We start from the raw sequence: 10,582 nt of genomic DNA, 5'->3' as shown, positions 1-10,582 counted from the left end.
ACCATGACCGAACGACACACGACGGACGAACGCGGACGACGGGAGGAGCGAGAAACAAAAGCGAAAGCACAGCCGGAGCCGGAACGGACGGCCGACGCCGGGGCGCCCGCGGGCGTCCTCGGAGGGGTCGGTCGGACCGAGACCATCGCCGACTGCGCCGATACCGAACGCGTCGAACGCGAGTTGCCGCCCGGGTGGATGCTCCGTCCCGACATCGTCCAGTGGGGCGACGAACCGCTCGCCGAGACGCTCCGCTTCGAACGATCGCTCGCCGACCCGATACTCGTCCTCCGGCCCGCCGACCCCGATCGGCCGGGAGAGGACATCGAACTGTACGAGCGAAGCGGCCCCCGAAGCGCACCGAGGCGGACGATGACCGTCGATCGGCTGCCGGAGGCGCTTCGGGTCGCGGTCAACCGGGTCCACCAGTTCGAAGGCTGAACCTGCCAGCCGGCCGGCCGCTCACTGGCCGGTGATCTGCTCGAGGGCGACCTCGGCGCCCGCCGCCGCGGGGTAGACGACGTGATCGACGAAAGATCGGTAGCCGTAGTCCTGCTCGCCGTCCTGTGCGATCCTGAGGACCGTCCGTACGTCGGGCGCGTGCTCGCGGGCCCGTTCGCAGACGGTCAGGTTCGTCTCGGTGTCGTCGGTGAGCGCGGCGACGATGTCGACCTCGGCGAGGTTTAGCTCGTCGAACACGCCCGGATCGGTGCCGTCGCCCTCGATGACCCGCGTCCCGTTCGAGGCGAGGCCCACGCAGCGTTCGGCGTCCCGTTCGATGACCGTCACGGCGTGTCGGTCGGTGCCGAGACGGTCCGCGACGCGGTAGCCGACGCGTCCGGCCCCGACGATCAGAACGTGTCTGTCCATACCCGCCCTGTAGGGACGAACCCTATATATAATTACAGTGGTCCGGGAGGGGCCTCGACGGGTACGATCGCGGGAAAACGTCGCTCGACACGCCGCCCCGGGGGGCACAGACGCTCAATCGCCCGTGTCGTACTTGTACGTCGCCTCGTCGGGGTCGATCCCGAAGTCCTCCGGGGTCTCCTCGGGCTCGGGGTCGGCGTCGTCCTCGGCGGCGCGCTTGAACCGCTCGCGGAGCCGCTCGGGCATCTCGAAGGCGGCCGTATCGATCCCCATCGGGACGGCCTCGGGATCGATCGTCCCGCGTTTGTCCTCGAGTCGGGCCGCGAGGGCGTCGTGGAGGTCGGCCTCGGGGACGGCCTCGAAGCCGAACTGGCTCAAATATTCGTGGGTGCTCGTCAGCGCGTAGACGCGGTCGAACCCCTCGGCGTCGGCCCCATCGATCAGGCGCTCGATGACGTGTGCGCCGACGCCCTGTCCGCGCCAGCCGTCCAACACGCCGATGCTCGTCAGCTCGCACACCGGCTCGTCGGCGTCGTGGGTCCTGACCCGCGCGAACCCGGCGCGGGCGTTCGTCTCCTCGTCGACGGCGATGACGTAATCGCGGGACCGAAACGCCGTCTCGTCGAGACCCATCGCGTCGATGTGATCCAAGAGCCAGGCCTCGTCGCGGTTGCGCGCGTCCCGGACGTACATACGGTAGGGTAGGGGCGGCCGACGCAAAACCGTTGTCGTTCGGAGGGCTCAGACGTGCTCCTCGAGGAACGCGACGATCTCCGTGTACGCCTCGATCCGGTTGTCGAGCTTCGAGAGGCCGTGGCCCTCCTCTTCGAAGATCAGCGTCCGGACCGGAACGCCCGCCTCCGAGGCCCGCTCGGCGACCTGTTCGGCCTCCCCGAGCGGCACGCGGGGGTCGTTCGCGCCGTGTACCACGAAAAGCGGCGCGTCGATCCGATCGATCGCGTGGATCGGCGAGATCGACTCCAACAGCTCCCGGTCGTTCTCGAGGGAGCCGTACTCGGCCTCCCGGAGCGCCCGCCGCCAGGAGCCGGTGTTCTCGAGAAAGGTGACGAAGTTCGCGATCCCGACGATGTCGATCCCGGCGGCCCACCGCTCGGGGTACTCCGTCAGCGCCGCGAGCGTCATGAAGCCGCCGTAGGAGCCGCCCTTCGCGATCAGCCGGTCGCCGTCGATGTCGGGGCGATCGGCGAGCCACGCCGCGGCCGCCTCGAGATCCCGGACGGCGTCGGGGCGCTTTTCGACGTCGTCGAGGGCGGCGTAGGCTCGCCCGTACCCGGTCGATCCGCGGACGTTCGGCTCGAAGACGGCGTACCCGTGGGCGAGGAAGTACTGCTTGATCGCCGAAAAGGAGGGTCGCCGCTGGCTCTCGGGGCCGCCGTGGACGTCGACGACGACCGGGCGTTCGCCCTCGCCGTCCGGCGGCACGGAGAGGAATCCGGGGATCTCCCGGCCGTCGAAGCTCTCGTAGCGGACGAGCTCCGAGGCGACGAACGACGATTCGGGGATGCCCGCCGTCGGGGCCCGCGTCCAGCGCTCGGCGTCGCCCGTCGCACAGTCGACGACGTAGACGTTCGCGTTGATCGTATCGGCGGTGACGGTGACGGCGAAGCGCTCGGCCCCGTCGTCGAAGGCGACGCCGCCCGCGACCCCTCGCGGAACGTCCGGCGTCGGCCGGGGGTCGACGTCGGTGCCGTTGAGGTCCCCGAGCGTCAGTTCCGTGTAGCCCTCGACGTTGCGGGAGTAGACGACGCGTCCGGTGTCGTCGTCGATCGCGACGCCGTCGACGTTGTACTCGCCGCCGGAGACGACCGTTTCGAGGGCCCCCGTCTCGGCGTCGAGCGCGACGAGCGCGAGCGTGTCACGACCCCGGTCGCTACAGCAGTACACCGACTCGCCGTCGGGGCCCCACGAGAGGCTGCGGTACCGGACGGCCGCCTCGTCGTCGGTCAGCAGCGTCGAAGCGCCCGACTCGACGTCCAACACGGCGACATCGTGATCGACGCTCGAGCGCGCGCGGTGGATCAACAGCCGCGTGTCGTCCGGGCTCCAGCCGCCGACGGACAGCCAGCCGTCGCCCTCGAGCACGCGGTCGGCCGTCCCGGGGTCGGCCGTCCGCTCTTTGACGTACACGTCGAAGACGGACTCCTTGCGGCGGTTCGAGGCGAACGCGATCCGCTCGCCGTCGTGGCTCCACCCGCCCCACCTGTGTTTCGCGTCGGCCTCGGTGAACGGCCGGACCCGCCCGTCGTCGTCCAGACGGAACAGCGCCTGGCGCTCGTCGCCGCCCTCGTCCATGCCGAAGGCCGTCTCGGCGCGCTCGGGCGAGGGCGAAGCGAACGTCACCCGCTCCTCGGAGACGGTCCGTTGGGTCGGCCACGCGCCGGGCGCCGAGACCGTCCAGATCTGCGGCGTGCCGGTGGTGTCCATCCGAAACGAGAGCGTGCCGTCGTGCCGAAAGGACGCATCGTAGGCGCTCCGAACGTTCAGGTACCGTTCGACGTCGTACCCGTACACACCCTCTCGTGTGCTCCGACGGGTAATATACCCACGGACGCCGCTCCCGGCGATCGGTCTCGCCCTCGCCCCTGCCGCGCCCGGTCCCGTTTCGGGCCCTTTTTGAAACAGGCCGTCGACGGGCGGGTATGCGAATCGCGGTCGTCTTCCGGGACCCGCCGCCCCGCGAGAAGCGTCCCGGCGCGGTTCGGCTGCGCCGTCTCGCGAGCGCCCTCGAGGGGCGTGGCCACGACGTCACCGTGTACTGTCTGCCCTGGTGGGAGACGTCCGGGCGACGCATCGAGATCGGCGGCCTCGATCACGAGGGCGTCACCTTCGAGCATCCGGCGCTGTACTACACGCGGCTCCCCGGGCTCTTGGCCCGACACCGCCCCGACGTCGTCCTTGCCTCCGCGTCGCCGCCGGGGGCCGTCGTCTCGGCGGCGCTCGGCGCCCGCCTCGCGCGGGCGCCGCTCATCTGTGATTGGTTCGGCGACGAGCCGACCGTCCCCGGGTCGCGCTGGACGGCGCGGGCCGCTCAGGCGCCGACGCGGGTCGTCACGCCCTCGGAGCTCCAGCGAACCCGCGTCAGGGAGTACGGCGCAACGGCGTCGAACACCGCGGTCGTGCCGCTCGGGATCGACGTCTCCCGCATCGGCGAAACGGAGCCCGACGGGTACAGCGACGTCGTCTACGCCTGCCGACTCGACGAGAACTCGAACCTCGAGGACCTCCTGCTCGCGCTCGCGGAGCTGCGCGATCGGGACGACTGGACGGCGACGGTGATCGGCGAGGGGCCTGAGCGCGAGGCCTACGAGACGCAGGCGCGGGATCTCCGTCTCGCCGACCGCGTCGAGTTCGTCGGCGACCTCCCGCGAGAGGAACGGATCGCTGCCTACCGGGGCGCACACGCGTTCGTCCAGACCGCCCGTCGGGCGGTCTTCGCCGAGGAGCTGCTGTGGGCGCTCGCCTGCGGCTGCGTCGGCGTCGTCGAGATCCAGGGCCAATCCAGCGCGCACGAACTCGTCGAGCGCCGCGATCGCGGGATCCGCGTCACCGACATGGGCGCCCTCGACGAGGCCATCGAGTCGGCGTGGTCGCTCGGATTTCGGGACATCGACAAGTCGTTTCAGTCCTTCGATCACGCCGCGATCACGGGGCGCTACGTCGAGCTTTTCAGGGACTGCGGCGTCGACGCGCGCTGAGCAACGGACCCCCCGCGGCCTCTCAGGGCCCGTCGACGCGCGTCGGGTCGGCCGTCGCCGCCGCCGTCTTCACCGCCGCGACGTTCTCGGCGACGTCGTGGACGCGGACGATGTCGGCCCCGCGCTCGGCGGCGATGGCGCTCGCCGCGACCGTCGCCGCGAGCCGCCCCTCGGATCGGTCCTGGCCGACGAGCGAGAACATCGATTTGCGCGAGTGTCCGACCAACACGGGACAGCCGAGCGAGCGGAACTCGCCGAGGCGGTCCAACAGCGCGAAGCTCTCGGGCGCGGTCTTGCCGAACCCGATCCCGGGGTCGACGATGATCTGCGAGCGATCGAGCCCGGCTTTTTCCGCCAACAGCACCCGCTCGGAGAGGGCGTCGATCGTGTCTCCGACCACGTCGTCGTAGGCGGTCTCGGCGTCGGGATCGACCGGCGTGTGGATCGAGTGCATGACCACGACCGGGACGTCGTACTCGGCGGCGACGAGCCGCATCTCCGGGTCCTCGAGCCCCGAGACGTCGTTGAGCACGTCCGCGCCGGCCTCGAGGGCCGCCTCGGCGACGGCCGCCTTCCGCGTGTCGATCGAGACGGTGACGTCGAGATCGGACAGCGCCTCGACGACGGGCACCACCCGGTCGATCTCGTCGGGAACGGGAACCGGATCGGCGCCCGGTCGCGTCGACTCGCCGCCGACGTCGACGATGTCCGCCCCCGCCTCGATCATCTCCCCGGCGCGCTCGACGGCGTCCTCGACGGCCTCGTAGCGGCCGCCGTCGTGAAAGGAGTCGGGGGTCACGTTGAGGATCCCCATCACCGCGGTGTCGTCCGTCCACGGGGCGGCCGACTCGGGAAGCGCGAAGGCGGGCTCGGGATCGGGGCCGGAGCCGGAGTCGGGGTGGGCGCGCCCCGAAGCGGCCTCGATCCGATCTTGGAGGTCCTCGAGCAGCGGCGTGACGCCGCCGTCGGCCTCCGAGAGCGCCTCGAAGAGCGCGTCGAACTGCGCGTCGGTCCCCATCAACACGACGTCGAGGAGTTCCCGCTCGCCGGGGTCGATCCCCGAGACCGCACACTCGCCGCCGAGCGCGCGCAACTCCCGTTCGAGGACCGCCGCCTGCCGCGGACGGGCGCGAACGGTGCGGACGCGGTGGACGCCGCCCGCCCGCGCCCGCCGCCGATCGCCGTCTGTGGCGTCCGCGCGTTCGAGGACCGCCTCGGCGGCCTCGCCGTCGTCGACCCGCGAGGCGATCGGGGTCCGCAGCCAGCGCTGTCTGGCTTCGGCGACGGCGAAAAGCGACCCGCAGACGACGACGGCGTCCGTTGGCCCGGCCGCGCGAAGCGCCGCGTCGACGGCGTCGGCGACCGCCCGGACCGTCTCGATCGTTCCCGAGCGGCCGTCGGCCTCGAAGACGGCCGCCAGCGAGTCGGGGGTCTCGGCGCGCCCGAGATCAGGACGGCAGGCGTACACAGTATCGGCGGCCGGGAGCGCCGCCGTCATGCCGGCGTGGTCCTTGTCCGCCATCGCGCCGAAGACGAGATGGAGGTCGTCGTACTCGAACGTCTCAAGCGTCGCCGCCGTCTCGGCGCAGCTCCCGGGGTTGTGCGCCCCGTCGAGCACGACGAGCGGCGCCCTGTCGACGACCTCGAAGCGCCCGGGCCAGTGGGCGTTGCGGAGGCCGCGCTCGATGTCGGCGACGTCGACGTCCGCGATCTGGTCGACGACCCCGGCGGCGACCCCGGCGTTTCGGGCCTGGTGTGCGCCCAAAAGCGGCAACGCGGTGTCGACCGTCCAGCCGTCGCCCGCGATCGTGACGCGCTGTTCGATCCCCTCACGACCGCCTGAGGTCGCGGTGATCCCGGCGTTGTCGCCGTCGTTATTGGACACCCGGCGCACGTCGCCGGCCGCGTCCTCGATCGAGGCCAGCGCCTCCCCCTCGGCGCCGGTCACGAGCGGCGCGCTCTCGGGGGCGATGGCGGCCTTGTCTCGGGCGATCTCGTCGATGCTGTCCCCGAGGATCTCGGCGTGTTCGAGCGTGACGTTCGTCACCGCGGCGGCGGCCGGCGACAGCGCGCTCGTGGCGTCGTGCGCCCCGCCGATCCCGACCTCGAGCACCGCGACGTCGACGCCCTCTCGGGCGAACGTCTCGACGGCCAACCCGGTGACCGCCTCGAAGAACGTCGGCGGGGACCCCTCGGCCGCGTTCGAACGGACGTACGGCGCGATGCGCTCGACGTACGCTTCGACGGCGGCCTTCGGGACCGGCCGGCCGTTGATCCGAACCCGCTCGCGGAGGTCGTCGAGGTGCGGCGACGTGTACAGTCCGACGTCGTAGCCCGCCTCCCGGAGGATCGACTCGACCATTCGGGCGGTGCTGCCCTTCCCGTTCGAGCCGCCGATCTGGACGATCCGGATGTCCTCGCCCGGGTTCCCGAGGTACTCGAGCAGCCGCCGGGTCGGAGCCACGCCCGTCCGAGACGGGTACCGCCGGAGGTCGAACAGGAAGTTCGCCGCCTCGTGATACTCCATGCCGACCCGAACGGGGCGAGCGGCTTATCGTTTTTCGCTTCGGCCCGACCGGCCGGCGACCCGCGGCGCGGTGCGATAGTTCTGTCTGTTTGATTTTTCGAGTTAAATATAGTTTTTATTATATAAAGAAGCGGACGGCAAGACCGGTTCGCACGAACCGTCCCCGACGGCGGGGCGACCTCCCAGAGGGGCGCATCGTTTTGCCCGCCGTACAACGCGAGTGCGCTGTTTTGCGCCCGAAACCGCCGGCGTTCGGACGCGCACACCGAACGCGGCCAAGCGGGAGGGTGATCCTCCGATCCGTACTCGATAGTCCGTATTTTCCGGTTGAGAGCTTCTCTACGGTGATTTTCGGTCCGGGTTGTCGAACGCGGACCGACGCGAACTCTCGGCGCCCGACGACCGCGTGCGGGTTCGTGCAGCGTCGTCCGAACGTCCCGTCTTCCTTTTTTTATCAGCTGACAGTATATAATAGTTGTACGATAATTTGCATTCAGCCGTTCTCGGGGCATCCCCGGACCCCGACGTCACGCGCGGCCGGCGGCGGTGAGTCGCTCGGTCAGCGCCCGGAGGTCCGGGACCTCGAAGGTCGGGTCCACGGAGAGATCGACGTCCCGGACGTGATCGCGCCGCAGGAACGCCGCGTCGATCCCGGCCCGGTGTGCGGCGACGATATCCGTCTCGGAGTCCCCGACGTACAGCGCCCGCTCCGCCCCGAGATCGGACAGCGCCCGCCGGATGTAGTCCGGTTCGGGCTTCCGTGCGGCCGCGCCGGCAAGCGTCGGCCGGCGACCGTAGGCGGCCTCGAAGCGCGTCAACCCGTGGTAGGCGATCAGGAACTCGATGGTCGCGTGTTGGTTGTTGCTGACCACGCTGAGCGGGACCTCGAGGGCGTCGAGCGCCGCGACGTCGTCGTAGACCGCCTTGCCGCCCTCTCTGACGTGCGCCTGTTGGGCGAGGCTGGCGCGCAGTTCCCGCTGGTGCCACAGCGCCTCCGGATCGAGGCCGTGCTCGCGGGCCGTCTCGACCGGCACCGTGCCGTTCGAGACCGTCTCTTCGGCGAGCGAGCGATCGACACCCACGCCGAACGCCTCGAAGGACTCGACGACAGCGTCGACGAGCACGTCGGTGTCGGTCGGTTCCACCAGGACGCCGTCGTTGTCGAAGAGGACGGCGTCGTAGCACTCACTCACCGCCGCCCACCTCCAGTTCCGGCGCTGGGTCTGGCGGCTCGGCGTCGCTGCCGACGCTCGTCGCAACGTCGACGATCGATTTCATCTCGAAGACGAAACACTCGGCCGGGACCGACTCGACGACCGACTCGTACTCGGCGAAGGGCTCGTGTTGGTCGGCGGTGCCGTCGTTGTCGTGGAGGTGACAGACGCGGATCCGATCGCCGAACTCCTCGACGAACGCGCGCCAGTCGTGGTCGCTGACCTTCGCGTGTCCCACATCGAGCGTGACGCCGAGGTACCGCGGCGAGACGTCGACGGCGTCGATCATCGCGGCGAGGTCGGCGGGCGAGGTGGTGTATCGCGTCCGCCGTTCGTCGACCGGCTGGTTCTCCACACAGAGGGGGACGCCAACGAGTTGGGCGTACTCGGCGCACTCCGCGAGCGATCGGTGTGCGTTCTCGCGGGCGCGTTCGCGCACCCACTCGGGGTAGCGGCGCGGGACGGACCCGCCGTGGACGACGACGCCGGTCGCGCCGGCGGTGGCCGCGTCGTCGATGGTCCGCTTGACCCGCTCGACGGCGTTCCGACGCACCGTCTCGTCGTAGCTGCCCGCGTTCCAGTCCCGAAAGGGGGCGTGGTAGCTGAGGGTGACGCCGTAGCGTTCGGCCAACTCGCGGGTCCGCTCGGGGTCGGGCGTCTCGGGGTGGCCGGCCAGGTACTCGTGTTTGAACTCCACGTGCCGCAGGCCGAGGTCGGTGACGAACCGCATGAACGCCTCGACGGTCGCGCCGAACCGGACGTCCATCGCCGCGCCGATGTGGGGGTCGCTCATCGGAGCCCCCCTCGGGACGCGTCCGCGCGGTACGCCGGCCGTCCGGCGACGACGGCGCTCGTGACGGTTGGCGTCGGCTCGGGGTCGACGACGATCAGGTCGCCGCGGCCGCCCGCTTCGAGCCGTCCCCTGTCGCTGAGTCCGACGGCGTCGGCCGGAGCGGCGCTGACGCGCGCGACGCGTTCCGGGAGCGGTTCGCCGGTGTCGACGAACACCGAGGCGAGCAGCGACGGCGGGTGGTAGTCCGCGACGAGCGCGTCGATCACCCCGGCGTCGATGCCGTCGGCCGTCGCGAGATTGCCCCACTGGCTCTGACCGCGGACCAGGTTCGGCGCGCCCATGGCCGTCGTCATCCCGAGTTCGGCCGCCCGCTCGGCGGTGTCGAGCGTGATCGGGTACTCGGTGATGTCGACGCCCGACGCGGCGAGACGCTCGATCTCCCGGGGGTTCTCGTCGTCGTGAGAGGCCGTCACCATCCCGGCCTCGCGGGCGTGATCGACGACGTCGTCGACGCGTTCGCGGACCGTCGACATCGGGACCGACAGCCTGGCGTCGAGTATCTCCTCGGCCCGCTCGGCGCTGCGGTCGTTCGCGTTCTCGTAGTACGTCCGAAACGCCTCGACGTCCCGGAACTGTCCCTTTCCGGGGACGTGGCTCATCACCGAAACCAGATCGGCGTCGCCGTCGTCGATGACGCCGTGGACGGCCTCGACACACCGCTTCTGTGTCACCTCACACCGGGCGTGGAGCCGGTGGTCGGCGAGCAGGTCGCTCGCGTCGGTGATCGCCCCAGCGATCGCCGCCCCGACTTCGGGCGACCGGCCCTCGTCCTCGTCGAGTTCGAACGAGACCGCGTGGAACTTCGTCGTGATGCCCGCGGCGACGTTCGCCCGGTCGGCCGCGGCGAGCGCCATCGCGGCGTCCACGCGGACCCCCGAGCGCGGACGGAGGTGTCCCTCGATGTCGTCGCCGTGGATGTCGACGAGCCCCGGCAGCACCAACCGGTCCGTGGCGTCGATCACTGCGTCGGCGTCGGTACCGTCGTCGATCCCTCCGACCTCGACGATCCGATCGCCCTCGATCCGGAGCCCGCCGTTGATCACGGCCTCCGGGGTGACGAGGCGACCGCCGACGACGTCGACCGTCGAGGCGGCCGACGCGGTGGGCGTCATCCGGGGACCCCTCCGTCGTACGCCGCAACCGGAGCGATCGCGTCGACCCGCCCGTCGGCCAGCATCACGACGCGATCGGCGACGGCCTCGACGACGTCGGCGTCGTGGAAGACCCCGATCACGGTCGTTCCGGCTTCGGTCGCGGACTCGAGCAGTTCGACGACCGCCCGCCGCGTCGCCGGATCGAGCGCGCTCGTCGGCTCGTCGAGCAACAGCAACGCCGGGCTCGGAGCAAGCGCCTGGGCGACGTTGACCCGCTGGCGCTCGCCGCCCGAAAAGGTCGCGGGGTA

At 70.7% G+C, this 10,582-nt stretch carries 10 protein-coding genes; 2 read left to right on the top strand and 8 right to left on the bottom strand.

The genetic code is table 11. From position 1 onward, the window contains the following. Positions 1-441 (top strand): hypothetical protein (locus tag Q0916_RS04905; RefSeq protein ID WP_299235161.1); only part of this gene is annotated, 441 nt, incomplete at its 5' end. 21 nt (positions 442-462) lie between these two features. Here Q0916_RS04905 and Q0916_RS04900 read toward each other — a convergent pair. From Q0916_RS04900 to Q0916_RS04890, 3 genes are all read right to left on the bottom strand, one after another. Then, entirely contained in the window at positions 463-870 is a 408-nt protein-coding gene (locus tag Q0916_RS04900) for a potassium channel family protein (RefSeq protein ID WP_299235159.1), read from the bottom strand. A 114-nt stretch (positions 871-984) separates the two neighbouring features. Next, positions 985-1,563, bottom strand: a complete 579-nt coding sequence (locus Q0916_RS04895) for a GNAT family N-acetyltransferase (RefSeq protein WP_299235157.1) — start codon at positions 1,561-1,563, stop codon at positions 985-987. A gap of 48 nt (positions 1,564-1,611) precedes the next feature. Then, positions 1,612-3,402 (bottom strand): S9 family peptidase, encoded by a 1,791-nt coding sequence (locus tag Q0916_RS04890; RefSeq protein WP_299235154.1) that lies wholly within the window; start codon positions 3,400-3,402, stop codon positions 1,612-1,614. Positions 3,403-3,530: 128 nt separating this feature from the next. Here Q0916_RS04890 and Q0916_RS04885 point away from each other — a divergent pair, with 128 nt between their 5' ends. Further along, positions 3,531-4,586, top strand: coding sequence for a glycosyltransferase (locus Q0916_RS04885; protein WP_299235151.1), 1,056 nt, complete (start codon positions 3,531-3,533; stop codon positions 4,584-4,586). Between the two features lie 22 nt (positions 4,587-4,608). Here Q0916_RS04885 and folP read toward each other — a convergent pair whose 3' ends face one another. From folP to Q0916_RS04860, 5 genes are all read right to left on the bottom strand, one after another. Further along, positions 4,609-7,113 carry a dihydropteroate synthase gene (gene folP, locus Q0916_RS04880; RefSeq protein WP_299235148.1) on the bottom strand — a complete coding sequence of 835 codons (2,505 nt, stop codon included), beginning with the start codon at positions 7,111-7,113 and terminating at the stop codon, positions 4,609-4,611. A 527-nt stretch (positions 7,114-7,640) separates the two neighbouring features. After that, positions 7,641-8,306: an HAD family hydrolase gene (locus Q0916_RS04875; protein ID WP_299235146.1), complete on the bottom strand. Its 666-nt coding sequence runs from the start codon at positions 8,304-8,306 to the stop codon at positions 7,641-7,643. Beyond that, positions 8,299-9,120: a sugar phosphate isomerase/epimerase family protein gene (locus Q0916_RS04870; protein WP_299235145.1), complete on the bottom strand. Its 822-nt coding sequence runs from the start codon at positions 9,118-9,120 to the stop codon at positions 8,299-8,301. The genes Q0916_RS04875 and Q0916_RS04870 overlap by 8 nt, the downstream gene beginning before the upstream one ends. Continuing rightward, a complete protein-coding gene (locus Q0916_RS04865) occupies positions 9,117-10,292 on the bottom strand; it encodes an alpha-D-ribose 1-methylphosphonate 5-triphosphate diphosphatase (protein WP_299235142.1) in 1,176 nt (391 codons plus the stop codon). Before Q0916_RS04865 ends, Q0916_RS04870 begins: the two co-directional genes overlap by 4 nt. After that, on the bottom strand, positions 10,289-10,582 hold a 294-nt coding region (locus tag Q0916_RS04860; RefSeq protein ID WP_299235139.1), incomplete at its 5' end, for an ATP-binding cassette domain-containing protein. The genes Q0916_RS04860 and Q0916_RS04865, both read right to left, overlap by 4 nt.

The sequence above is a fragment of the Natronomonas sp. genome (assembly GCF_028274965.1).
In the GTDB taxonomy this organism is placed as follows: domain Archaea; phylum Halobacteriota; class Halobacteria; order Halobacteriales; family Haloarculaceae; genus Natronomonas.
Note: the sequence above shows the minus strand (reverse complement) of the source record. Positions and strands in the feature narration are given on the sequence as shown.

Coding starts and splice junctions, on each gene's coding strand:
- Q0916_RS04900 (WP_299235159.1), bottom strand. CDS start 870: ATGGACAGACACGTTCTGATCGTCGGGGCCGGACGCGTCGGCTACCGC.
- Q0916_RS04895 (WP_299235157.1), bottom strand. CDS start 1,563: ATGTACGTCCGGGACGCGCGCAACCGCGACGAGGCCTGGCTCTTGGAT.
- Q0916_RS04885 (WP_299235151.1), top strand. CDS start 3,531: ATGCGAATCGCGGTCGTCTTCCGGGACCCGCCGCCCCGCGAGAAGCGT.
- folP (WP_299235148.1), bottom strand. CDS start 7,113: ATGGAGTATCACGAGGCGGCGAACTTCCTGTTCGACCTCCGGCGGTAC.
- Q0916_RS04870 (WP_299235145.1), bottom strand. CDS start 9,120: ATGAGCGACCCCCACATCGGCGCGGCGATGGACGTCCGGTTCGGCGCG.
- Q0916_RS04865 (WP_299235142.1), bottom strand. CDS start 10,292: ATGACGCCCACCGCGTCGGCCGCCTCGACGGTCGACGTCGTCGGCGGT.